Raw genomic sequence first — 24,119 nt, 5'->3', positions numbered from 1 at the left:
CGGTGCGCATATCTCAGGCGCACGTCGGCATCACATGAGGAGCATCGCCAGGCGCGTACGCGCGGACGGGGTTTAGAAGCCTGCCCTCCCCCGGTCTATCTGCCCCTGTAGCTTGATGAGTTCGCTTCTGATGTCCGGGTCGGACTCACGGTCGATCTTCTTTGTCAGTTCGTTGTGCGTGGAATGCCATCCGTACCACACGACAACCAAGACGAACACAACTGCGACAATGATCCATGATGCCATGATGACGGCCCCTTTCCGCAACTGTGCGTTGGCATGACGATATCACATGAGGAGCATCGCCAGGCGCGTACGTGCCTTGGAAACCTCGGGGGACGAGCCTGCGACACGGAAGAGGTCGAGGAGCCGCAGGCGCAACGCGTCGCGTTCCTCGGCGTCGGTAGTGGCGGCAAGGAGTTCGAGGAGCACATCGAAGGCTCCCGCTGCGTCACCTGCCGCGAAGAGTGCATCAGCGTGAGAGGCCGGGTCGTCAGGGTTCTGCTCGCCATAGGCACGCGCGGCGAAACGCACGCGGGACAGGTGAGACTTCGCGTCCTCGTCACGCGGATTCAGCTCGACGACGCGCTCCCACAGGGTGATCGCCTCATCGAGGTTGCCGGCCTCCTCCGCGGCCAGCGGTGCCTCATGCTCGGGGGGAATGGGCGCGGCGGTATCCTCAGCTGCAACCGCGATGCGCGCGGTGATGCCCATCTGCGCCGAAGCCTCGAGCAACTGAGAGACGACCGGGAGGACCTGCTCCTTGGACGCACCACCCTGGAAGAGCGGCACCGGGCGACCGCCGACGAGAGCAACGACCGTGGGAACGGTCTGGATCTGGAAGGCCTGAGCAATGGCAGGAGCCTTGTCAATGTCCACTTCAACGAGCTGGAAGACACCCGCATGCTCGCGCGTAATCTCCTCAAGCATGGCCAGCGCGGGCTTCGATTCAAGCGAGCGCGGCGACCACATGACCATGATGACCGGCACGGCCTGGGAGGTGGACATGACTTCCTGGAAGTTCTCCTCATCCGTCGTGGTAATCAGCGGGATGTGCAGCCCCTCCCCCGAGGGCGCGGCCGCGCCCTCGGCTGCGGGCGCGCTCGCGCGTGCCGACAGGTCAACGGCCCCGTGTGAATCGGCGGGAATCACGGTCGCTTCAGGGGCACCGATGCGGGGGTCAGGCGTGTTCATAGTGGTCCTCTCGAGAACGCGTAGCTATCCTCAAACGATGATAAGCGTCGTCCCCACGCCAATCGGCGTGGGGACGACGTGTGCGCTATGGGTGAAACTCAGCCCGGACTGTTGGACGGATCCAACGCGACCTTGGTGATCGCTCGCTCGCCACCGACAATCTGCACGTTTCCGCCCGCCTTCTGCGAGGGGATACGCATAATGATCGTCGCGATGCAGTCGGCGGTCGCGGTACCTTCCACCTTCGTCCCGCTGGGACTAAGTGCGGCGGTATTCCCAGCGAGGTTCATCGTCGAACCGGCAACCGTACGCTGATAGGTCAGCGTGTACTTGACGTTCGCTGCGACCAGAGCCGAGCCATCCTGCAGGACCAAGCCCGAGATCGGGTAGCTCGTCGCGCTGGCCGCCATGGTCACGGATCCGGCGCTGCTCACCGACGAATTGAGGTCGCTCACCTGCTGCAGCGTCTGCTTGGTGAAGTCGTCGGCCACGAACTGCGTCGTATCCTGGGTGCCGGAGTTCAGCATCGTGATGTACTGCGCGAGAGCGGTGTCGGGGGTAACCGTGAAGCCCTGCGAGTCTCCGGTGACGTATGCCGATCCAGTACCGACGGACGGCAGGGTCAGATGCGTGCCGCCGAGCAGGCGCGCATAGTTCGTGAGCTTGTAGTCCGAACGCGCAGAGTCCTGCACATAGACCTCAAGGACGGGCAGCGCCGTCGAGGACGTATCAGAGATGTTAAAAATCGCGCGCGGCCACGAATCCGAGTTCGTGATGGCCAGCGACGTCGGTTCGAAGTCCAAAGGCGGCAACGCCTGGCCGTTCGCGTTCGCCAGCGCGTACTGCGCGGTACGCATCTCCAGTGCACCCTTGGTCACCTGATCGCCGAGGTCGGCAGCGTTCAGCGAAGCGTCAGCCGTCGCCATCACGCCACCAACCGTCTCGAGCACGGACGAAATACGCTCGTGGTCCAGGTTCGCGGCGCTCTGCGCGGAGCTACTGCCCGACTGGGCGACAAGCTCACTCGAGCAGGCACTCATGCCGAGCGCAGAAGTCATGAGCAGGGCGGCGGTAGCAGCCGCGAGGGTCCGTCTTTTCATCACTGTCCTTCCTGACGGTCCTTGAGCCAGCCGGACATAATCGAGGTCCAGCCTCCGGTCGCCGACGCGTCATCGTCAGGAGCGGACGTGGGTGCAGGCGGGGGGGCCTGCACCTCGGTGGTACGCGGGCGCGTGACCGGAATCAGACCGGTGTTGAATTCCTGGCCGTCCACGACGACGACCTCTTCACCGTTGTTGCGCGCCTCACGCAGAGCGCGCCGCGAGGGCAGGTTACGGCCTCCGCGGATGCCCGACAGGTCGATGACACCGGTATCCGTCGTCGCGCGCTCCGGGGGATCCACGTCGAAGGGGCCGGCGTCGAGACCGTGTCGGCCGCGGCGCTCGAAGGTGTCCATCATCGGATCCGGTTCATAGTCGGGTGCGGACAGGGCGCTGATATCCGGGGCGGGGACACCAACAATGGACGCGCGGACGATGGACTTATCCCTCGTCGAGCGAAGCGGAAGAGGTTCACGGACTGCGGCGTCCCGAGCGGGCAGTTCGTCGCGTGTCCTCTCTGAGGCTGGGGCTCGGCCGGTTGAAGACGCGAAGGCGGCAGCGCCCCACGCTGGAGCAGCCTGTTGCTGGGTACTATCCTCGATCTCCTCGTACTGAGCATCCTCGAACGTGTATGCCACAGCCTCGTCATCGTCATCGTCAGCGACGACGGGTTCGTCTGCGGCGGTCTCATCGACGGCGGGTTCCGCAGCGGGGGGCGGCGCGAGCGGGGGCTCCGAGACAGCGGGGGCGTGGGCAGCGCGGGAACCAGACTCGCGGGCGGCGGCAACCATCTCAGCCACCTCAGCCGCGTCGATCGTGGAGGTGTCCAGGGTGTCGGCCTTGCGGCGCTCCTCAATGCGCTGTGCGCGGATCTTACGCAGGCGCAGCAGCTGCCAGCGCGTCAGGAAGAGAGCAAAGGCCAGGAGGGCGAAGAACGCAGCAGTCAGGAATGCGATGATCGCCAGCAGGTTCACCTGCTCGACCTGCCACGTCAGCGTGAACGTCAGATCACCGGGGCCACCCGCGGAGGCAGCGACAGCCGACCGCCCGCTGGGAACGTTTTCGAGATCGAGGGAGACACTACCCGTGCCGCTCTCCTGCTTGAACCACATGGGCGACTTCGCCAGCTGATCGGCCAGCTGCGCTGAGGTCGGGTCATCAAGGGGCTGTGCACCGGACTGCACAGCATTCTGAGCGTTCGGGTTCACCATGCCGGTTCCGTTCGCGGCATGCGATTCCGCCTTCAGCTTGGTGCGATCAGCCTCGACGCCGATGACCTCGGTGTAGGCTGCATTGCCGATCCAGCCCTTCGCGTCCTGCGAGGTGCCGATCACGAGCGTGACGGGGGCACCCGACTTCGACGTGGCGGTCACCGTGACGTCATCCTTGACGATCGACAACACATTGTCACGCGTCATGATCAGGTCCGTCGCGGATTCCACCGTTGAGACCTGCTGCGCCGGCGGCCGTAGCACGGTCACGCCGAGCAGCCCAATAAGGATGCATACGAGTGCGACAGCGCCCATCGACGATGCCGCCACGTATCGCTTTAAGAGTTCCACGGTAGCTCCTCAGATCCAACGCCCACACTGCGGGCATTCTTCAGCCCCCACTTTACGTGCAAACCCAGTGAACAGGCGCATTCGCAGGCGAGGCAGTGATACATCACATTTCATTTCACAGGGGTCGAAGCCCACGCCGCCAGCATTCGGAGTGCCAATGCCGACGGCCCTCAACACCCTGCGGCAAACCGAAGGGGGCTTCCTCGGGCCACGCCACAACATGCGGCGTTCCCCTCGGGATGGGACGCAGGCACGCGGGGCAGGTGTATTCCTTGACCGCACTGGGCAGACGACGAACCTGGTAGTCGCCTCCGTCCGGGCCTCGCTCCGTGCGCGGCACGGAGGCGAGGCGGTCCATCTGGAGTGGACGTGCCTCGCCCCACGGCCGTTTCTTGCTTCGTTTACCTCTCACGCAACCACAGTGCCACGGCGGAACACGCGGCGCACGTTCAGCTCCTTGTCGACCTCGACAATGTCAGCCTTCTTTCCGGGCGAGAGCGTGCCCACGGTGTCGTCGCCTAGGATGGCTGCCCCCTGCGCCGACGCCATGTAGACCGCGTCCACGAGCGGGATACCGCCCTTCGTCACGGCCACGCGGACGCAGTCCAGGAGGTGAGCGGTGCCTCCTGCAATCGCATTGCCCTGCGCCAGGCGGGCAACCCCGTCCTTGACGACGACATCCTGCGGACCCAGCGTGTACGCGCCATCAGCCATACCGGCCGCCGCCATCGCGTCGGTAATAAAGACGACGTGATCGCGACCCACCATTTCGTAGACGTCTCGCACGAGCGTTGGATCGACGTGGATCGAGTCGCAAATCAGCTCGGCGACAGCACCTCCCCGCGCCGCGTCCGAGAGGAACTCGGCGATGGGGCCAGTGTCGCGGTGGTGCAGTGGGCGCATGCCGTTAAAGAGGTGCGTGATCGTCGCGCGAGCACCGCGCTTGGTCTGCACCTGAGCGAAGCGCTCGCGCGAGTAGGCCAGTGCCTCACGCGCCTTCGTCGAATTGGAGTCGGTGTGTCCCCACGAGGGCAGCGCTCCCCCATCAATGAGCGCTTCGGCAACGGAGCCGGACCCATAGGCGTTCGGTTTCTCGGGGGCAAGGGTCATCGACAGGGCGTACCCCTGGCAGTCCTCCAGAAGAGTGCGGGTCAGATCCGCGTCAGGATCGATGATGTATGTCGGGTCCTGGGCACCACAGCGCTCATGGGAGACGAAGGGACCCTCGAAGTGGATGCCGGCGATCTCACCAGCGGCGGCGAGCTGAGCGAGCGTCTTGGCACGGGCGCGCAACACGTCGGCAGACGCAGTCACGCACGAGGCAACGAGGGTCGTTGTACCGTGGCGGCGGTGTTCCTTGACGGCGACGAGCGCTGCCTCGGCTGTCTCGGCGTTCGGGAAGGACTCGCCGCCCCCGCCGTGGCAATGCACATCGACGAGGCCGGGCAGGAATGTCGAATCGGTGGCCTCGGGAAGCTCACCGTCATAGTCGGATACGGGGCAGACACGGGTAATAGTCGAGCCGTCAATCTCGATAATTCCGTCATCAACAATCGAGTTTTCGAGAACCAGGCGGCCACGCAGCACAGAATCAGTCATGACCTTCATTGTGGCACACCTGACACTCAAGCGCTGTCACTTCGACATCCAATTCTCCCAGTCCTTCATGAGCGCACGAGCCTCCTGCGCATGCGCCTCTCCCCCGTCTGCGAACGAAAGAACTCCACCCGGCGCACGCACCGCAACAACGCGCCCACCCGACACCACGATAGGCCGAAACATACCGTTCTTCGTCGGACAAATGAGCCTCTCCCCGGCCTCGTCCGTCAGACAGGTTCGATCCCTGTACCCCACATGCAACTCATCGAAGGCTGGCAGCGCGAAAGTTCCCCCGGCCTCGTCCCTGACTGACATCACCAAGTCCTCCAGGTCAGCGCGAGCAACTGCATCGCCGCGCCTCGACAGCCTCATCCCAGCCGTTTCTGCTACCTCGAGGGCACCCCCTAACGCACGCCGTGCCTCGGTGAGTGTCAGCCCAGTCCACCTGGCCAGGTCGGCCGCATCGATGGGGCCGTGCCCCCACGCGTAACGCGCCGCAAGCAGAGCCAGCGCCTCCTCGTGCCCAGCCTCCCCCTTCGCAACACCTGGGGCCTGCGGGAGCGAGCGCGCGTCGATCAACAGATGCTCCCCCGCCCGCACTGGACCCGAGGTGAGAAAACCATCGAGGTGCAGGCGCATCATGAGATGACGGCGTCGCAGGCCAGCCTCGGAGGAGGCTGAAGAGATTACCTCGATCCCAGCGCTCTGCCACGCCTCGATCAGCTCCGCGCGACTCACGCCCTGCGGCGCGGTCTCCAGCACGGCATACGAGGCGGCCGCCGCCCGTTCAACGACCGCGTCGACGAGGCCCAGCTCGATCGCCCTACGCTCCCACGACGCACGACGATGGCGCAGCACACGTCGCAGCCAGTGGTGGTCTCGAGCACTCGTGACGTGCACCGTGCCGCGCATCGGCCAGGAACGAACCAACTCGCCGCGCGCAAACGCCTCCTCAACCTGGGCGCGAGTCGAACCCGGGCAGCGAACCCCAATCGCCCAGGGAATGGCACTCACCAATTGGCCTTGAAGCGCGAGCAAAGACTCGACCGCCTCCACCGGGCTGTGCGCACAGGTCGCGCTCACCAACCCCTGGGAAACGATGCGTGACAAGCTCGTATGCAGGTCAGCGGGCATCAGAACAGACGCGACTCGGGGTCGTCAAAGCCGCGCATCGCATCGTAGTCCAGGACCACGCAGCGAATACCGCGGTCCTCGGCGAGCGTGCGAGCCTGCTTCGTAATCTCCTGTGCCGCAAAAATCCCCGTGACGTCGCCGAGGAGAGCATCTCGGCCGAGAAGAGACAGGTAACGGGTCAACTGCTCGACGCCATCGATGCCACCGCGGCGCTTCACTTCAATCGCCACGTACGCTCCATCCGCGTCACGCACCATCAGGTCAACAGGACCCACCGGCGTGGGGTACTCCCGGCGCACCAGCTCCCACCCCTCACCGAGAATCTGAGGAACCTGCTCGGCGAGGAGCTCCTGCAGGTGAGCCTCCACGCCGTCCTTCACGAGGCCGGGGTCCACTCCCAGATCCTCCGTGACGTCGGCAATGACGTCGTGGATGCGGATGACCAGCTTGTCATCCGTCTTGTCGGCCTGAACCGTCCACACCTGCTCCACGCCTTCCTCACCCTCCCCCGGCTCACCGAAGGAAACTGTGCACGGAGCCGTCATCCAGTTGAGAGGCTTGTACGAACCTCCCTCGGAATGAATGAGCACAGAGCCGTCACCCTTGAGCATGATGACGCGCTTAGCAGGGTCCAGGTGGGCGCTCAGTCGACCGGAATAATCAACGGTGCAGGTAGCAATAACAATACGCACCCCGTGAGCTTACCAATCCCGGTCACGGGCGGCGCGGAGGACCGGACTCAACCCAGGAGACCAATCCGTTATACGTCAAGCGTTCCACGGCGACCTCGTAACGATGCTCACCATAGGCCAGGCGCACCTCGACCATGGCACCATCGTCCGAGTGAGAGATCGGAGCGGACACTTCCATGCCGCGACGAGGAATCGAATACACCGGCTTCAGGGACATAGCCACCAGGCGATACCACTGCAGTTCTTCGACGCCATAGACGCCGATCCCGGCCGTCCACCCCGCATGATGGTCCGGGCGCGACCAACAGCGAAACGCGCCCAGACGCGCAGCGATCCTGCGGGCGCGCACATTCATGTACGCCCACAGGATCACCGCCGCGCACGCGAGGAGAACCACTACCGCGATCAAAACATGTATCAGGCTCATCAGGTTCTCCTCGCGTTGCGTCAACCTACTGTGATGCCACTGTAGCGCGGTCAGCCACGACCGTGATGAAATCGGAGTCAACTGAGGCGAATCCCCCACTGACCTCGAGGGACACGATCTCATTGGCACACGTCACCGTGACAATTCCATCGCCCAGCTGGGCGAGCAGCGGCTGACGGCCGGGCAGAATGCCCAGGCTGCCATCAACCGTTGGGATCTGGACGGCGCTCGCAGCGCCATGCCACAGGCGTCCCTCATGAGAGACAACCTCGACCTGCAAGGACTTGCCCGATGCCATCAGGCTTCCTTGGCCAGCTCGTGAGCGTTACGCTCCAGGTCGTCGATGCCGCCGCAGTTGTAGAACGCCTGCTCCGGAACATCGTCGTAGTGGCCCTCGGCAATACGCTTGAAGGCCTCGATGGTCTCCGACAGCGGGACGGTCGAACCGGGCACGCCCGTGAACTTCTCCGCCATGTACATGTTCTGGGACAGGAACTGCTCGATGCGGCGTGCGCGTGCGACGGTGACCTTGTCGTCCTCGCTCAGCTCGTCGACACCGAGGATCGCGATAATGTCCTGCAGCTCCTTGTTCTTCTGCAGAATGGCCTTGACGTGCGTGGCGACGTCGTAGTGCTCGCGGCCCACGAGGGCCGGGTCGAGGATACGCGAGGTCGAGGCCAGCGGGTCCACGGCCGGGTAAATACCCTTGGCCGCGATCTCACGGGAGAGCTCGGTCGTCGCATCCAGGTGAGCGAAGGTCGTCGCCGGAGCCGGGTCGGTGTAGTCGTCGGCGGGAACGTAGATCGCCTGCAGCGACGTGATCGAGTGGCCACCGGCCGAGGTGATGCGCTCCTGGAGCAGACCCATTTCGTCGGCCAGGTTGGGCTGGTAACCCACCGCCGAGGGCATGCGACCCAGCAGCGTGGAGACCTCGGAACCCGCCTGGGTGAAGCGGAAGATGTTGTCGATGAACAGGAGCACGTCCTGGTGCTGGACATCGCGGAAGTACTCCGCCATGGTCAGGCCGGTCAGCGCGATGCGCAGACGCGTGCCCGGCGGCTCGTCCATCTGACCGAAGACGAGGGCGGTCTTGTCGAAGACGCCCGCCTCTTCCATTTCACCGATGAGGTCGTTGCCCTCACGGGTACGCTCGCCGACGCCGGCGAACACGGAGACACCGCCGTGGTCCTGGGCAACGCGCTGGATCATCTCCTGAATGAGGACTGTCTTACCGACGCCCGCGCCACCAAAAAGGCCGATCTTGCCGCCCTGCACGTAGGGGGTCAGCAGGTCGATGACCTTGATGCCGGTCTCGAACATCTTGGTGCGCGCCTCGAGCTGGTCGAAGGCCGGTGGCTGGCGGTGGATCGGCCAGCGCTCCTTGACGTCGAGGGTCTCGCCCTCTTCGAGGTTGAGGACGTCGCCGGTCACGTTAAAGACGTGGCCCTTCGTGACGTCGCCGACGGGCACGGAGATCGGGGCACCGGTGTCAGTGACGGGGGTACCACGCACGAGGCCGTCGGTGGGCTTCAGCGCGATGGTACGCACGAGGTTGTCACCGAGGTGCTGGGCAACCTCGAGTGTCATCGTGAAGGTCGACTCGCCCTCGCCCTGACCGGCGAGATTCACTTCGACGGTGAGTGCGTTGTAGAGCGGCGGGATGCGATCCGGGGGAAACTCCACATCGACGACAGGGCCGACGACGCGGGCGACGCGCCCCTCGGCGATTGCAGGTGTATCAGTCATTGTTTTACTCCGTGTCTCGAAGGGGTCAGCTCGCGCTCAGAGCGTCGGCCCCGCCCACGATTTCGGTGATTTCCTGGGTAATTTCCGCCTGGCGGGCCGAGTTGGCCAGACGCGTGTACTTCGTGATGAGTTCCTCAGCGTTGTCCGTTGCCGTGTGCATCGCACGCTGACGCGATGCGAGTTCGGACGCCGCCGACTGGAGAAGGACGTTGTGGATGCGCGCCTCAACATAGAGAGGTAGCAGCGTATCCAGGACCGCTTCGGGCGACGGGATGAACTCATACTCGGGCAGCGCCGAAGCAGGATCATCCGCGTAACCGCGCTCGGCCTCGCGTTCCTCGTCTGATTCAGGGGTGTCCACGACCGTGAGGGGCAGCATCTGACGCACCTCGGGCACCTGGCTCATAACCGTCTTGAAGCGGGTGTACACGAGGTGCAGGGAACCGACGCCGGTCGTCGGGTCCGGGTCCAAGAAGCGCTCGAGCAGCACGGATGCGATGTCACGCGCGGTCTCAGGCGAGGGCGAATCGGACTCGCCCTCCCACTCGCGTTCGATAGTAACGCCGCGGAAACGGAAGTAGGCAGCCGCCCTGCGCCCGAAGGTGTAGAGCAACGGCTCGAAGCCGTCAGCCGTCAGGTCGGAGATAAGCTTCTCCGACTCACGCAGGATAGTCGCCGAATAGGCTCCGGCCATGCCACGATCCGACGCCACAACCAGGATCGCAACACGCTTGGTGTCCTCGCGTTCCAGGGTCAGTGGGTGGTCGAGGTCTGTATGAACCGCAACCGCCGCGACTGCCTGAGTCAGAGCCTTCTCGTATGGTCCGGCCTCGGTGGCAGCGCGCCTCGCCGCGCCAATGCGAGACGCAGCGATCATCTCCATGGCGCGGAAGACCTTCGCGAGCGTCGTCGTCGAAGCGATGCGCTGCTTGTAGATCCTCTGCTGTCCGCCCATCGTTTAGGCCTTCTCGTTCGTGCGACCGCGCGAGATTTCCTCGCGGGTGCGCTCAGCCACGACCTCGCCGTCCTCCGCGGAGGCAGCACCGCGCCCGGCGCTGATCCACTGGCGGTGGAACTCTTCGACGGCTTTCTTCAGGGCTTCCTCCGTCTCCTTAGACAGGTCGCCGGTCTCGGCAATCGTGTCAAGGACGGTGGAGTTCGCGTGAAGGTGGTCGAGGAGACCGCGCTCGAAGCGCAGCACGTCCTCGACCTCGATGTCATCGAGGTAGCCGTTCGTGCCCATCCAAATCGAGGCGACCTGGTCTTCCATGGCGTAGGGCGTGGACTGGGGCTGCTTGAGCAGCTCCATGAGGCGCTCGCCGCGGGTCAGCTGACGACGGGTCGCCGCATCCAGGTCGGAGGCGAACATCGCGAAGGCGGCCATCGAGCGGTACTGCGCGAGCGTGAGCTTGAGCGTACCGGCGACCTTCTTCATCGCCTTGGGCTGGGCGGCACCACCGACACGGGACACGGAAATACCCACGTCGACGGCGGGACGCTGATTCGCGTTGAACAGGTCGGACTGCAGGAAGATCTGGCCGTCGGTGATCGAAATGACGTTCGTCGGAATGTACGCCGACACGTCGTTTGCCTTGGTCTCGATGATCGGCAGGCCGGTCATCGAACCGCCGCCGAGGGCGTCCGACAGCTTCGCGCAGCGCTCCAGCAGGCGGGAGTGTAGGTAGAAGACGTCGCCGGGGTATGCTTCGCGGCCCGGCGGGCGGCGCAGAAGCAGCGACACCGCACGGTAGGCCTCGGCCTGCTTGGACAGATCGTCGAAGACGATGAGGACGTGCTTGCCCTGGTACATCCAGTGCTGGCCGATGGCGGAGCCGGTGTAGGGAGCCATGTACTTGTAGCCGGCGGGGTCCGAGGCCGGGGAGGCGACGATGGTCGTGTACTCCATGGCTCCCGCGTCCTCGAGCGTGGAACGCACGGAGGCGATGGTCGAACCCTTCTGGCCGATCGCTACGTAGATGCAGCGCACCTGCTTGTTCGGGTCGCCGCTCTTCCAGTTATCACGCTGGTTGAGGATCGTGTCGAGCGCGATCGCGGTCTTACCGGTCTTACGGTCGCCGATGATGAGCTGACGCTGGCCGCGGCCAACCGGGATCATCGAGTCGATGGCCTTCAGGCCGGTGGCGAGGGGTTCGTGGACGCTCTTACGCATCATGACGCCGGGGGCCTGCAGCTCAAGCGCGCGGCGCCCATCCAGGTCCGTGATATCACCGAGACCGTCGATCGGGCGGCCGAGGGGATCAACCGTGCGACCGAGGTAGCCGTCACCAACGGGAACGGAGAGGACCTCGCCCGTGCGATGGACGAGCTGTCCTTCTTCAATGCCACCGAAGTCACCGAGGACGACGGCACCAATCTCACGCCGGTCGAGGTTCATGGCCAGGCCCAGCGTCCCGTCCTCGAAACGCAGCAGCTCGTTTGCCATGGTGCCAGGCAGGCCCTCGACGTGGGCAATACCATCGGCCGTTTCGATGACGTGACCCACCTCTTCGGTGGCCACGTCCGCCGGACGGTAGGACTCCATGAAGGAGTCCAGTGCTCCGCGGATTTCCTCCGGGGAGATGCTGAGGTCAGCCATGAGGATTCCTAACTAAGAAAAAGTGAAGTAAATGATGGACGAGGGGCGCTAGCTAGCGATGGCGTCCCGAGCGGCGCTGATCCTGGTGGCCAGCGACGCGTCAATGGCGGTCAGACCGGCGCGCAGGCGGAAGCCTCCGATAAGTGTGGGATCCACCGAGATTGCCAGGTCAACGGTGACGCCGTAGCGCTTTTCGAGAATGGCTCGCAGACGGTCAACCTGAGCCTCGGTCATCGGCGAGGCCGTGGCGACCGTGACGAAGAGGCGATCCTGCATGGTGGCTGCCCACTGGGCGTACCTGCGGATGTTGTGCAGGAGTCGTCCGTGGTTGGAGCGGCCAACGGCGCGACGCACCAGGCGCATCGTCCACACGCTGACTCGCGAGCCAAACAGGCTCGTGGCCAGGTCTCCTCGCTCGTGCGAGTCGCCTGTGGAGATGTCGGAGAGGCGCACGCGCACCTCTCGGTTATGGTCCAGGAAGTAACGGACCTGGAACAGTTCCTCACGGACCTGGTCGAGTGCCCCCTTCGCACCTGCGGCATTCAAGACGCTGAGGATGCCCAGTACTTCGAGTGCGTCATCGACGTCAGTGGGGCGACGCCAGTGGTCGGCGACGACAAGGTTGACGACGGTCATCGTCGCAGTTGTCACGTGGGAGGCGAATGCTTCCTTCGCGAGGGACTGCTTGTCCGCCAATGACCGGGCCGGATCGGTCAGCGCACGCGCGAGACGAGTATTCTCCTTAAACAGGTCGGCCAAGCCGAAGAAGTCCTCGGCGACCCGCATCGCGTCGGTGCCCGGGGTGGCGAGGGCCGCCGCCAGGTCGGTCGCGAACGGGACTGACTCGATCGTGCGCATCTGTGTCATCGCTTCTCCTCGACCAGCGCGTTGTCGGCCTCGAGTTCGTCAAGGAAACGATCAACGACGCGAGAGGTCAGGGCCGTGTCGGTGAGCTGCTCACCGATGATCTTTTCGGCCAGCTCGGAGGCGAGCAGACCCACCTCGGAGCGCAGGGAGATTTCCGCGGCCTGCTTTTCAGCGAGGATCTGGCGCTGCGCACCCTCGAGGATACGGCCCGCTTCGTTGGTTGCCTCGTTACGGGCTGCGGCCACGATGGCCTTGGCCTCATCGTTGGCGCGCTCACGAATCGTGTGCGCCTCGGCGTGTGCCTGGCGGATGATCTCTTCACGCTCGCGCGCAGCGGCAGCCTGGTCGGCCTTCGCTTGCTCGGCAGCACCGAGACCTTCCTCGATTGCGGCAGCTCGCTCGTCCATCGTCTTGTAGATGCGAGGCAGCGCGTAGCGTCCGACGAGGAGCAGGACGATAAGCAGAACGACAGCCGACCAGAAAATCTCATACAGCGGCGGCAGGATGACGGCGAGGCCGCCGACCTCCTGGTCCGCAGCGGCGACAATCTGGTGCATAGCGATCACTTAACGATGAGCGGCATAACGAAGCCGATGAGGCCGAGGGCCTCAACCATGCCGGCGCCGATAATCATGTTGGTGAAGAGACGGCCAGCAACCTCGGGCTGACGGGCGGTCGCTTCCTGGTTCTTGCCGACCATGAGGCCGATACCGAGGCCGGGGCCCAGGGTGGCGAGGCCGTAGCCGATGTAGGCGAATGCTGCGGTTCCCATAGTGGTTTCCTTCTGTTAGTAACGCCGGGTGGCGTTGGGGGTCAGTGATGTTCGACGGAAAGCTTGATGTACACGGTCGACAGGATCGTGAAGATGTATGCCTGCAGGAAGGCCACGAAGACCTCGAAGCCGGTCATCACGAACATGGCGGCACCGGTCAGCGCGGAGGCGGCAGACAGGACGGAGAGTTCGTGGAGCAGAATTGCCGTCCCGAAGTAGGTCATGCCGAGCAGCAGATGTCCGGAGATCATGTTGCACAGGAGTCGCAGCGTCAGCGTGACGGGGCGAACAATGAAGTTCGACAGGAACTCGATCGGCGTGATCAGGAGGTACATCGGAACGGGCAGCCCAGGCGGGAAGAGCTGGGATGCGAAGAAGCCGCCCACTCCCTGCTTGCCGATGCCCGCACCGATGAAGGTGACGTACGTGATGAGAGCGAAGAACATCGGAACGGCGACCACCGACGAGGCGGCGATGTTGATGCCCGGGATGATGCCCGCGATGTTCATGGACAGGACACCGAAGAAGAGGAAAGCGATGAAGCCGGAGAACTTGCGGCCCGTCTTCGGACCCAGCATGTCGAGGGCGACGTTGTCGCGGATGTAGCCGGCGATGGCCTCGACGGCCATCTGTCCGCGGGTGGGAACGAGCTTCGGCTTACGCGCAACGGCCACCAGCACGAGGCACACGAGCACGCCCATGATGACACGGGCCAAAGTCAGGCGGTTGAACTCGTAAAAGGTTCCCTCACCGAAGATCACCGAGGGGAAGAAGTCCTCCAGGGCGGGCTGGTGAGGATGCTGGGTGAACGCCGGGTAGGCGGTCGCGCCAATGATGAGGAGCAGGATCGCGAGGCTCACCCAGTACCAGCGCGGCTTGGACGCGGAAGCGCGGCGAGCGGGCGCGTTATTGGACACGGAACGTGCCTCCTTCATCGGAACTCCATTGGTTGTGTTGCCTCACGAGCAACTTGTTCCATTCTATACAGATCAGCGCGCCCGCGGCGCGCGCAATAGTTAGTCGTTGTGAGGGTGCGGATCCACGTTCATCGTACGCCTACGGGCCATGACGATCATCTCAACGCTCGAGGACACAATGATGGCGATAATCGTTGCAATGGCGGCAATGCGCACGTCCATACCGAGCATGCGCGGAACATACAGGCCCAGGGCAAGCAGTGCGATTTTCGCGACATATCCGCCGCTCACCCACGCGAGGAAGCGGGCGGGTGAGGCCAGAGCACGTGAGGTGAAGAACCACTGGGCACCACAAATGACGGCGACCATGACGAGGGCCAGGAGATAGGTCATGCTACGTCCGTCCCGATCTCGTCCTTCGGAAATTCGCGAGTCGTGACTGTGACACCCACGGCGGCCGCAATGACCGCCCCTAAAGCGACCTTCCACCACGCGAAGCCAAGTAGCCCGGCGGAAGGGAGACACACGATGGCGGTCCACATCCACAGGATTGCCACGACGCCGCGGTGGGAGTGCCCGGCGACGAGGAGGCGGTCATGGAAATGTGAGCGGTCAGCGATGAATGGACTCTTTCCACGGCTCATCCGTCGCACGGAGGTGACGACGAGGTCGGCGACAGGCATGAAGATAACGGCCATCGGCAGGATGAGCGGCAGGGCTGAGACGATTACCTGCTGACGTCCGAGCAGTGACGGGTCGATTTTGCCGGTGACGATGATGCCGACGGCAGCCAGAACGAGGCCCATGGTCTCCGCTCCCCCACCCATCATGATCGAGGACGGGTGGAAGTTGAACCAGAGAAAGCCCGCGCATACTCCGACGAGAGCAATAACGATGAGGCTCGCGGTTGTCGCGTAGGAGGCAGCCCCCATGAGGCGCGTGATGACGTACGAGTAGATGAAGAAGGATCCGGCACCGATTGCGATCATGCCGGAGGCCAGGCCGTCGAGTCCATCGATGAAGTTGACGGCGTTCATGATGCCGACGATGAACAGGACGGAGATGAAAAGCCAGAGCCTTGAGGAACCCAGCGTGATACCGAAAATCGGGAAGGACGCGAGCTGGACGCCGCCGAAAGCCATGCCGCCCGCGATGAGGACTTGCCCGCCGAGCTTAGCCATCCAGTCGAGCTCGATGATGTCGTCGATGACGCCGAGGACGCACATGGCACCGGCACCAGCCATGACGGCCCACGGGACAGTGGTCGTAAACAGCGGTGCCATGTAGGGGATGCGCGAGGCGACGAGCATTGTGACGATAAGCGCGATGGTCATGGCGACGCCGCCGAGGCGCGGGATCGGGGTCTTTTGGATGTCGCGCCCGCGCACGGGCGGCAGGATATGAAAGCGCAGGCAGGCCCAGCGCACAGCTGGGGTCAGCAGGATCGTCAAGGCCATTGCCATGGCGGCGAGCAGCAGGTAAACCTTCACGGGTGGCGTCCCTCCGTTTCCCGAATGGGCATGTCGGCGACCGCGCTCAGGTCGGCGAGGCTGATGGTCCCCAGGCGGATAACGCGAGGGTCGCCGTGGGCACAGTCGACGATGGACGAGGCCGTGGTCCCCCGGGTGGGTCCGCCGTCGAGATAGGCCGCGACGGAGGTGCCGAAGTAACCGATGGCCTGCTGGACTGACGTGGCCGGCGGGTGGCCGGTCAGGTTCGCGGAGGTCACCGCCATGGGGCCGAAGTCACGCAGAAGGGTCAGGAGCGCGTCCTGGTTCGGCATGCGCACGCCGATGGTGCCGCCGGTTTCCCCCAGGTCCCACCCGAGGTCGGGGCGGGCACGCAGGATGAGCGTGAGTCCGCCGGGCCAGAAGGCGCGCGCGAGGGCTCGCGCATAGTCGGGAACATCGACGCACAGGGAATCGATGGCGTCGACCGACGCGACGAGGACAGGCGGTGGCATCTGACGACCGCGCCCCTTGGCGGCCAGCACCGTGCTCACGGCATCGGGGTTGGAGGCGTCGCATCCGATTCCGTAGACGGTGTCCGTGGGAACGATGAGGACGCGGCCGTCGTTCAGTTCGCGGATTGCGTGCGCTAGCGCGTCGGCCTCAAGGTTCGGTGTTGCGCTCAGGATCGTCTCAGTACTCATCGGTGCTATTGTGTCACGGATCGCGGGCGAGGTATCAGCGGGGCGTGCGGGCGCGCAGGAAGCGCATACGACCGGTCAAGTCGGCCTCGGTCGCGGCGTCAACCATTCCGACAGAGGTCGCGTAAGCGCGCAGCGCCTCGTCCTGGCTGGGCGAGTGCTCCATCAGGAGCAGGCCGCCAGGCCGTAGCAGCGTGAGGGCACGGCGGATGATCCGCGCGGGAATATCCAGTCCGTCCTCGCTTCCCCCGTAGAGGGCCGAATGCGGATCGGCGCTGGCCTCGGGCTGGGTGGGCATCTCGTCGGCTGGAACATAGGGCGGGTTGGTGACGACCACGTCGACCAGACCGTTCAGGAAGTGGAGGGTCGCTAGGTTCGTTGCGTCGCCGCGTTCCAGGTGCACGCCGCGCGCGCCGATACGGTCACGGTTATGGCAGGCCAAGGCGAAAGGATCCGGTTCCTTTTCGACGGCCCACACTTCGGTGCGCGCGGCCTCGGTGGCAACGGCCAGCGCGATCGCCCCGGAGCCGGTGCACAGGTCGACGACGCGCGCCTCGCCGCGGGTACCCACGACGGAGCGCGCCTCGTCAATGGCCAGGCCCGCCAGGACCTCTGTCTCCGGGCGCACGATGAACACGCCGGGCATTGCGGTCAGGACCAGCGAGCGGAAAAACATGCGTCCCGTGACGTGCTGGAGGGGAATACGCAGGGCTCTCTCTGCTACGCCGCCGCGCAGCTTCTCCGCCTGTTCGGGATCGAGGACGGTGGGTAGATCCCACTGCGTGGTGACGTCGCACGCCCACTCGAGGAGCTCGCGCACGTCGGCGTCGACCGAGTCAACCCCGGCCTCGTCCAGGCGTGCGCGCGCCCACGCCCGCGCCTCGTGCAGTCCCCACTGACCCTCCACCTGCGCGCTCATGCGTTCGCGGCAGCGGCCAGGCGTTCGGCCTCATCAGCCTCCTGCAGGGAGGAAATGACGGCATCGAGCGCGCCCGACAGGACGGCGTCGAGGTTGTGGGCCTTGAAGCCCGTACGGTGATCCGCGATGCGATTCTCCGGGAAGTTGTAGGTGCGGATGCGCTCGGAGCGATCCACGGTGCGCACCTGGGACAGGCGCTGGGCCGAGGCCTCGGCCTCCTTCTTCGCACGGGCCTCCGCAGCGAGGCGAGAGGCGAGGACACGCAGGGCCGCTTCCTTGTTTTGCAGCTGAGACTTCTCATTCTGCATCGACACGACGATGCCCGAGGGAAGGTGGGTGATACGCACGGCAGAGTCGGTCGTGTTGACGGACTGGCCGCCGGGGCCGCTCGAACGGTAGACGTCGATACGCAGGTCGTTAGGGTCGATGACGATCTCGTCGTCGTCCTCGATCTCCGGCATGACGAAGACACCGACGGCGCTCGTGTGGATACGTCCCTGGGATTCGGTGACGGGCACGCGCTGCACGCGGTGGACGCCGCCCTCGTATTTGAGGTGGGCCCACACACCCTCGTCGGGGGCGGGCGTGCCCTTCGCGCGGATCGCAAGCGTGATGTCCTTGAAACCGCCGAGCTCCGTATGGGTCGCGCTCAACTCGGTAACGCTCCAGCCGTGTGCCTCGGCGTAGCGGCCGTACATGCGCGCCAGGTCGGAGGCAAACAGCGCAGATTCTTCGCCGCCTTCACCGGCTTTGATTTCGAGGATGACGTCCATCGCATCCTCGGGATCGCGAGGAGCCAGGATTTTGACGAGGGCCTCGTGAGCCGCTGCTTCCTCTTCTTCGAGAGCTGGAATCTCGTCAGCGAAGGATCGGTCTTCGGCAGCCAGTTCGCGGGCAGCCTCAAGGTCCCCCGCCGCCGTGCTCAGCCGATCAGCAGCGGCCTTGACGCGGCCAAGCTCAGCGTACCGGCGACCGACGCGGCGCATCAGCTGGGGGTTCGTCAGCGTCTGTGGATCAGCCATCTGGGCCTCCACCTGCGCATACTCCTCCAACAACGGGCCCAGTGCGCCCAGCTCATCCGTCGCGGCCACGATTCACCACATCCTTACGAGTCAAACGTTTGAAAAAGCGGCGGCGCCGCCAGCCTTCAGGCCGACGACACCGCCGTCGAGCTATCCGCTCACCCTCATCACTTCGAGGGGCGCACGCGCTTGCCGTAGCGAGCCTCGAACTTGGCGACGCGGCCGCCGGTGTCGAGGATCTTCTGCTTGCCCGTGTAGAACGGGTGGCAGGCCGAGCACACGTCCACGCGCATCTCGCCGGAGGTGAGCGTGGAACGGGTGTGGAACGAGTTGCCGCACGTGCAGGTCACGACGGTGTCCACGTATTCGGGGTGGATGCCCTTACGCATGGGATTCTCCTGGATCGTTTGGTGCCCCGGGTCCGGACATGCAGCGTTCCTCGCATCTGACGGGGATTCGCCCTCCAGCGCGCGCAAGCGCCTGGGGCATGCCGGTGAACCGGTAAGCCGACATGTCATTATGGCACAGCAGCCCAACGCCTTCAAAGATGGACACCATCAGGTGAGCGTGAGATCGGCTATGGAGGTCGGCCTCTCCTCTGCTCAGAACGACGAGGATGAGCCTGAGCCGTGGAAGCCACCCGAACTCGACGTGCCGTGCGAATGGGAGGACGAGAGGCTCACACGACTACGGTTGCGATAATCATTCGCTGTACCAAGGTTTGCCGGCGACGTCAGGTAGGTCTCGTATGAGAAGCTATATCTCGCGATTCCGTCATAGACGATGTAGCGGTTGAAGTACGCGGGCGGCACGTAGACCGGCGCGTTGTAGGCCATGAAAAGCCCCGATGGGATGGCTGCGCTTCCACTCAGGTCGATGCCCGCACAGTGCGCTGTCAGGCGAATCGTGACAGCGGGATTGTAGGAGTGCGACCAGCCGTCGACAGAGTACGTGCCGATGTAACGCAGATCGTAGTCCTTGAGTTTTTCTCCCTTGCCCGCCTGCCAGCGCGAGTAGCGCCTGCGTCCCATCCACGACGTGTCGGCCGCCAGCGCGTTCTCGACGAACACCGCGAGGCGGCCCCTGGCCTCGTTCGCAATCCAGTCAAGGCCCTCCAAGGCCGTGGCAGGTGTCACCTCTGCACGCTCGATGCTGCCTTGCAGGTTCTTCACGGCCACGCGCTGCTCGTTCGTCCACGCGCTGAGGGCGGCATACGAGGTGATGACGTGCTGATAGTTCGTTCGGTCCGCAGCCGTACGCGCGACCAGGTCCACCACGTACAGATCCTCGAAGACCGGCCCCACCTCATTGGCCCACACGCTGCGCCAGTTCGGGGAAAGCGCGAAGAACTCACACGCCGCCTCCATTGCTGCATCCGCGTCCGACAGGTCCTGAAAGGCTTGGGTGAGCGACCGCATCGTCGCCTGTTTCCCCCGAGCCGAGGCGATGCGGGCACGCACCTTCTCGCGCTCCGCCCGCGCAGCCTGGTAGCGCGCGGTCAGACCACGCTCATAACCCCCTTCGGCGAGGAGCGCAGCAAAGGAACTCTCGACCCCGATGTGACGCTTTTCCATAGCGTTCCACTGTTCGGAGAGCGGCCTCGCGACCTCGTTTGGCCGACGGCGGGCTGTCCCTCCGATCAACCAGACGACGATTCCGGCGGCCGTCGTCGTCCACGCGTAAAGGGGAGGCCACGGAACGATATTCCCCCGACGCTGAGTGTTCTCTCCCGGGATCAGCGCCGCTGCCTTGTTCACTGCGGCGACGATGCCTTCGCTCCAACGCCCATTGCGGAAGTCATCCTTCGCCGCATCCTGGACGTCCTTCTGAGCAGCCAGGGGAAGAACGACATCATCGCCCACGTAGGTGCCCACCATATGATCAGCGGGCGACACGACCAGGATTACATACCCATTCGCCCAGGTCGATCCACCCGCGCTCAGCCACTCCGGATGATTGGCGCGCGCATAGGTGACCACCGCCTGATCCATGTCGTCGCCGCTGAGACTATCCGTCGACAGGACTACGAGGTGAACGGCGCGCGTGAAACGAACGTCCTCGAGGACGGCATTCAGGGGCTGACCGCCGATGTCACGAAAACTCCCCGTCTCGTCGTGGACCTCCACGACGGGCGTGACCGGGTCACTGGGCTTCGGTGCCGCATGAACATTGACGTAGTAGGCAGCGCCCAACCACACGGGCGCGACGAGGAATAGGAGGAGACCGGCCACGAAGCGCAGGGCGCGCAAGGATGCGGGTGGACGCTCCGCTTCCCTGTCAGCCCCGTCGAGTGTCATAGATGTCATGGCTCCACTCTGGCATGAATAACAGTCGGTTGCTCGGTATATCGCATTCCTTCTGTCAAGCAGTCTGATGGGCGCCGTACACGACCGCTATGACTCTCAAAATGACGAGGACGAGCCCGAGCCTGAGAAGCCACCCGAAGAGGAACCATAGTCCGCGAAGCTGGTCGCGGAGCTGGATGGTTCGTCGTCGACGTAGCGGTCGAGATACGTCGGATACGCCCAGACGGACACGTTGTTCGCCTGGAAACGACCAGACCTTTCCGCAGCCTTTCCTGTGAGGCGCACGCCCGCAGAATTTGCGGTCAGACGGATCGTCGAGGCGGGATCGTACTCGTGGCTGCGCCCGACACTGAGATACCTGCCCTTGTAGAGCACATCATGGGCGCTCACAGTGCCACCTTTGTTGCGTTTCCACCGCTCGTAGCGCTCGCGCCCAACCGAGGAGGTGTCAGCATCAAGCGCCTGTTCAATGAGCCGTGTCAGGCGCGCCCGGGCCTCGTTCGCGATTCGATCCAGCTCATAGAGCGCCTCGCCCGGACTCACCTCAGCGCGCTCCAGGCTGGTCCTGAGTCCAACGATGATGTCGCGCTGGTCATTCGTCCAACGGTTTAGCTCCTCCACCTTACGTACGACCTCTCGCTTTTTCACTCGCTTTCGCACCTTGATCGAGACGACGTCCGCCGCCAACAGATCTTCGAAGACCGGACCCACCTCGTTGTCCCACAGGGTATGCCATCCCGGAGCCAGCGCGAAAAAGTCACGCGCGGCGATGATCGCGTCGTAAGCGCTCGACAGACGTTCGATGTCTGCGGCCAGCTCTTCTCTCTCGCGTGCTGACTCGGCGCTGAAGGAACCGAAGAACCCCGGGGACTTCAGAACAGCAACGCGCTCGCGCACCCTTTTGCGCTCTTGGTTGGCGCACCCGTAGCGAACGGTCAGCCCCTTGTTGTAATAGCCCGCATCGATGATCGAGTGGAAGGTACGATCCACCTCTGAGCGGCGCTTCTCCATATCGCTCCACGCCTCGGCAATGCGTTTTGAGCTATCTTGCACCTTCTGATGCAGGCTCCACCCACGCACGAGAACACCGATACCCGCAAGCGAGATGAGCCACCACGTCCAATGAGGCCAGATGACTCTGTTCTCAATACTCCGGCCTGCTTCGCTCGGAATGTACTCAGCTGCCGTCGTCGCCGCCGCGACTATTCCTTGACTCCAGCGACCCGCCCGGAAATCAGCCTTCGCAGCGTCCTGAATCTCCTTTTGGACGGACAACACTGGGGCAATGTCCTCGCCGAAGTAAGTCCCCACCTTACGGTGGGTCGGCGACACCGACAGGATCAGGTAGCCGTCGGCCCACTTATACCCACTGGGCGACATCCACTCCTGATGCCCCGCCCGCGCGTACGTGAGGGTCGCCTCGTCGAGGTTGCCGCCCACCAGGTCGTCCGTTGACAAGATGACGAGGTGAATGGGACGCGCGAACCTGACGCCACCGAGAGTGTCTGTCAGCGTACGACCGTCGATCAGCTCGAAGCTTCCCGTCTCATCATGCACGTCGACGGATGGAGCAACCAGCTCGTTTGTCAGCACCGTGTGCTGACTGTAGTCAACGACGGCGAATACCAGCCACGCGGGAACAAAGATCACCATAACGACACCCAGCAGAATCCGGCCTATCCCTCGCGCCGAGCGCCGGAAGCCTCGCAGTGACATGTGCCCGCGTTCCTCGGGTGCCGAATCAGTCGTCGCAGAAGTCATGTGTTCACTGTGCCATGGTCGCCACGCAATCGCTCGGTACGCTCATGCTTGCACCAACAAGGATGACATGTCGCCTCAGTCCGCTCAGGCCGACGAGGAAGCGTCGCCACTGCCGTCCACATTCTTAGTCAGGTATCGGTCAAGATACATCGGCAGCAGATAGACGAACGAGCGACCAGCCGTCAGGACACCAGACGCCGGGGCTGGCAGCCCTTCCAGGTTAACGCCTGCGGAGTTTGTGATCAGTCGGATCGTGGCTGCCGGGTTGTATTCGATGTCAGCGTCCGCTTCCTCGCTCCAGTACTCTTCGTCGTACTCGGCGTTAGCCGCGGTCAGGCTGATGCCCGTGCCCTTCCACCTCGCGTAACGTTCGCGTCCCTGAGACGAGGCATCGGTTGCGAGCGTCGCCTCGATGAGCTCGGCAACGCGCGTGCGCGCGTCGTTGGCGATCCGGTCGAGTTCTTCCAGCGCCTGGGCGGGAGCGATCTGCCCGCCCTCAAGGCGCTTCCCGAGGTCGTGCACAGTGTCTTTATGATCACCCACACGCTCTCTGAAAGCCTCTACATCCGCCGTGATGCGCGGATCCGTGCCCATTCCTTCGAGGGTATCCGCGACGTCGTCGAGAACGTCCAAGTCTTCAAAGACCGGCCCGACCTCGTTGCTCCACACGTCGCGCCAGCCGGGCGCACACGCGAAGAAGTCGCGCGCAGCCATGATTGCGGCATCCGCATCCGCCAAGCGAGCAATGCCCGCAAGAATCTCATCACCGTCGCCTCTTGATGTCTCGCTAAGCGAAGCGAAGAAACCCGGTGGCTGGTAATCGGCGATTCGAGCGCCGACCCTGGCGTGTTCGGCTTGGGCGCGCTCGTAGCGCGCTGACAGACCGGCCTCGTAGTGCCCGGCACTGACGAGCGAGGAGAACACACGCTCGACCTGCCCGCGCTGTCCCTCCAGGGCCGCCCATTTTTCTGCGATCAACGTCATTTTCTGACGTCCCGAGCACCGAAGATTCCAACCGTGCCACAGCACGCCTATTCCGCACAACACCATGATCCAGCCGGTCCAATTCGGCCATTCCACCGCATCCCCCATCCCGTGATGGGCCTGGGCATACATGGCGATTCCCAGCTGAAGAGGAGCCGCGAGGACAAGGAAAAGCCCCAGCACGAGACGCAAACAACCACGCACGCCACTCCACAACCGGCGCGAGGTTTCCCGCGTAGCCTGTTCATCGCTCTCGTTCGGTGTCGTGTCCGCCATACCCCAACTCTGGCACACACCACAGTCGGTTGCCCGGTATTGACGCGCGCGCCCGACCAAGAAAACGGGGCGAGCGGCTCTCGCCACTCGCCCCGC

At 64.1% G+C, this 24,119-nt stretch carries 26 protein-coding genes; all 26 read right to left on the bottom strand.

Translation table 11 applies throughout. From position 1 onward, the window contains the following. Positions 1-72 precede the first annotated feature (72 nt). The 26 genes from HMPREF1136_RS07790 to HMPREF1136_RS07670 all read right to left on the bottom strand — a co-directional run bounded on the left by HMPREF1136_RS07790 (position 73) and on the right by HMPREF1136_RS07670 (position 23,747). On the bottom strand, positions 73-246 hold the full coding sequence (locus HMPREF1136_RS07790) for a hypothetical protein (RefSeq protein ID WP_009648802.1): 174 nt from the start codon (positions 244-246) through the stop codon (positions 73-75). Positions 247-288: 42 nt separating this feature from the next. After that, positions 289-1,194, bottom strand: a complete 906-nt coding sequence (locus HMPREF1136_RS07785; protein WP_009648832.1) for a tetratricopeptide repeat protein — start codon at positions 1,192-1,194, stop codon at positions 289-291. A 98-nt stretch (positions 1,195-1,292) separates the two neighbouring features. Next, the gene (locus HMPREF1136_RS07780) at positions 1,293-2,294 is read right to left on the bottom strand and encodes a hypothetical protein (RefSeq protein ID WP_009648784.1); all 1,002 of its coding nucleotides are present in this window, start codon (positions 2,292-2,294) and stop codon (positions 1,293-1,295) included. Next, entirely contained in the window at positions 2,294-3,820 is a 1,527-nt protein-coding gene (locus HMPREF1136_RS07775; RefSeq protein WP_034505423.1) for a hypothetical protein, read from the bottom strand. The genes HMPREF1136_RS07780 and HMPREF1136_RS07775 overlap by 1 nt, the downstream gene beginning before the upstream one ends. Before the next feature lie 151 nt (positions 3,821-3,971). Beyond that, positions 3,972-4,214: a hypothetical protein gene (locus HMPREF1136_RS10715; RefSeq protein ID WP_009648821.1), complete on the bottom strand. Its 243-nt coding sequence runs from the start codon at positions 4,212-4,214 to the stop codon at positions 3,972-3,974. Positions 4,215-4,264: 50 nt separating this feature from the next. Beyond that, positions 4,265-5,455 carry an N-acetylglucosamine-6-phosphate deacetylase gene (locus HMPREF1136_RS07770; RefSeq protein ID WP_051023541.1) on the bottom strand — a complete coding sequence of 397 codons (1,191 nt, stop codon included), beginning with the start codon at positions 5,453-5,455 and terminating at the stop codon, positions 4,265-4,267. Positions 5,456-5,491: 36 nt separating this feature from the next. Further along, the gene (locus HMPREF1136_RS07765) at positions 5,492-6,589 is read right to left on the bottom strand and encodes a winged helix DNA-binding domain-containing protein (RefSeq protein WP_009648826.1); all 1,098 of its coding nucleotides are present in this window, start codon (positions 6,587-6,589) and stop codon (positions 5,492-5,494) included. Continuing rightward, positions 6,589-7,281, bottom strand: coding sequence for an endonuclease NucS (gene nucS / locus HMPREF1136_RS07760; RefSeq protein ID WP_009648791.1), 693 nt, complete (start codon positions 7,279-7,281; stop codon positions 6,589-6,591). The genes HMPREF1136_RS07765 and nucS overlap by 1 nt, the downstream gene beginning before the upstream one ends. Positions 7,282-7,303: 22 nt before the next feature. Continuing rightward, the gene (locus HMPREF1136_RS07755) at positions 7,304-7,708 is read right to left on the bottom strand and encodes a DUF2550 family protein (protein ID WP_009648814.1); all 405 of its coding nucleotides are present in this window, start codon (positions 7,706-7,708) and stop codon (positions 7,304-7,306) included. 25 nt (positions 7,709-7,733) lie between these two features. Next, positions 7,734-8,006: a F0F1 ATP synthase subunit epsilon gene (locus tag HMPREF1136_RS07750; RefSeq protein ID WP_009648833.1), complete on the bottom strand. Its 273-nt coding sequence runs from the start codon at positions 8,004-8,006 to the stop codon at positions 7,734-7,736. After that, positions 8,006-9,454 carry a F0F1 ATP synthase subunit beta gene (gene atpD, locus HMPREF1136_RS07745; protein ID WP_009648783.1) on the bottom strand — a complete coding sequence of 483 codons (1,449 nt, stop codon included), beginning with the start codon at positions 9,452-9,454 and terminating at the stop codon, positions 8,006-8,008. The genes HMPREF1136_RS07750 and atpD overlap by 1 nt, the downstream gene beginning before the upstream one ends. Before the next feature lie 25 nt (positions 9,455-9,479). Continuing rightward, positions 9,480-10,409 (bottom strand): F0F1 ATP synthase subunit gamma, encoded by a 930-nt coding sequence (locus HMPREF1136_RS07740; RefSeq protein ID WP_009648838.1) that lies wholly within the window; start codon positions 10,407-10,409, stop codon positions 9,480-9,482. A 3-nt stretch (positions 10,410-10,412) separates the two neighbouring features. Continuing rightward, the gene (atpA, locus tag HMPREF1136_RS07735; protein WP_009648804.1) at positions 10,413-12,050 is read right to left on the bottom strand and encodes a F0F1 ATP synthase subunit alpha; all 1,638 of its coding nucleotides are present in this window, start codon (positions 12,048-12,050) and stop codon (positions 10,413-10,415) included. Positions 12,051-12,098: 48 nt separating this feature from the next. Next, a complete protein-coding gene (locus HMPREF1136_RS07730; RefSeq protein WP_009648801.1) occupies positions 12,099-12,917 on the bottom strand; it encodes a F0F1 ATP synthase subunit delta in 819 nt (272 codons plus the stop codon). Next, the gene (gene atpF / locus HMPREF1136_RS07725; RefSeq protein ID WP_009648809.1) at positions 12,914-13,474 is read right to left on the bottom strand and encodes a F0F1 ATP synthase subunit B; all 561 of its coding nucleotides are present in this window, start codon (positions 13,472-13,474) and stop codon (positions 12,914-12,916) included. The genes HMPREF1136_RS07730 and atpF overlap by 4 nt, the downstream gene beginning before the upstream one ends. A 5-nt stretch (positions 13,475-13,479) precedes the next feature. After that, the gene (gene atpE / locus HMPREF1136_RS07720; RefSeq protein ID WP_009648812.1) at positions 13,480-13,689 is read right to left on the bottom strand and encodes an ATP synthase F0 subunit C; all 210 of its coding nucleotides are present in this window, start codon (positions 13,687-13,689) and stop codon (positions 13,480-13,482) included. 41 nt (positions 13,690-13,730) lie between these two features. Beyond that, positions 13,731-14,624: a F0F1 ATP synthase subunit A gene (atpB, locus tag HMPREF1136_RS07715; RefSeq protein WP_009648788.1), complete on the bottom strand. Its 894-nt coding sequence runs from the start codon at positions 14,622-14,624 to the stop codon at positions 13,731-13,733. A gap of 81 nt (positions 14,625-14,705) precedes the next feature. Continuing rightward, positions 14,706-14,999, bottom strand: a complete 294-nt coding sequence (locus tag HMPREF1136_RS07710) for a hypothetical protein (RefSeq protein WP_009648829.1) — start codon at positions 14,997-14,999, stop codon at positions 14,706-14,708. Further along, complete coding sequence (locus HMPREF1136_RS07705) at positions 14,996-16,096, bottom strand: MraY family glycosyltransferase (protein ID WP_009648822.1); 1,101 nt, start codon at positions 16,094-16,096, stop codon at positions 14,996-14,998. Before HMPREF1136_RS07705 ends, HMPREF1136_RS07710 begins: the two co-directional genes overlap by 4 nt. Then, entirely contained in the window at positions 16,093-16,758 is a 666-nt protein-coding gene (locus tag HMPREF1136_RS07700; protein ID WP_009648830.1) for an L-threonylcarbamoyladenylate synthase, read from the bottom strand. Before HMPREF1136_RS07700 ends, HMPREF1136_RS07705 begins: the two co-directional genes overlap by 4 nt. Before the next feature lie 34 nt (positions 16,759-16,792). Next, positions 16,793-17,674, bottom strand: coding sequence for a N5-glutamine methyltransferase family protein (locus HMPREF1136_RS07695; protein ID WP_034505404.1), 882 nt, complete (start codon positions 17,672-17,674; stop codon positions 16,793-16,795). Continuing rightward, positions 17,671-18,765: a peptide chain release factor 1 gene (prfA, locus tag HMPREF1136_RS07690; protein WP_009648837.1), complete on the bottom strand. Its 1,095-nt coding sequence runs from the start codon at positions 18,763-18,765 to the stop codon at positions 17,671-17,673. Before prfA ends, HMPREF1136_RS07695 begins: the two co-directional genes overlap by 4 nt. 98 nt (positions 18,766-18,863) lie before the next feature. Then, positions 18,864-19,085 (bottom strand): 50S ribosomal protein L31, encoded by a 222-nt coding sequence (rpmE, locus tag HMPREF1136_RS07685; protein ID WP_009648831.1) that lies wholly within the window; start codon positions 19,083-19,085, stop codon positions 18,864-18,866. Positions 19,086-19,298: 213 nt separating this feature from the next. Beyond that, on the bottom strand, positions 19,299-21,002 hold the full coding sequence (locus HMPREF1136_RS07680; RefSeq protein WP_083836273.1) for a DUF5129 domain-containing protein: 1,704 nt from the start codon (positions 21,000-21,002) through the stop codon (positions 19,299-19,301). Positions 21,003-21,098: 96 nt separating this feature from the next. Next, complete coding sequence (locus tag HMPREF1136_RS07675) at positions 21,099-22,763, bottom strand: DUF5129 domain-containing protein (protein ID WP_156791863.1); 1,665 nt, start codon at positions 22,761-22,763, stop codon at positions 21,099-21,101. 84 nt (positions 22,764-22,847) lie between these two features. After that, the gene (locus HMPREF1136_RS07670; RefSeq protein WP_232204195.1) at positions 22,848-23,747 is read right to left on the bottom strand and encodes a DUF5129 domain-containing protein; all 900 of its coding nucleotides are present in this window, start codon (positions 23,745-23,747) and stop codon (positions 22,848-22,850) included. Positions 23,748-24,119 lie beyond the last annotated feature (372 nt).

The sequence above is a fragment of the Actinomyces sp. ICM47 genome (assembly GCF_000278725.1).
In the GTDB taxonomy this organism is placed as follows: Bacteria; Actinomycetota; Actinomycetes; order Actinomycetales; family Actinomycetaceae; genus Pauljensenia.
The sequence above is the reverse complement of the archived record's forward strand: the minus strand, read 5'-3'. Positions and strand labels throughout refer to the sequence as shown.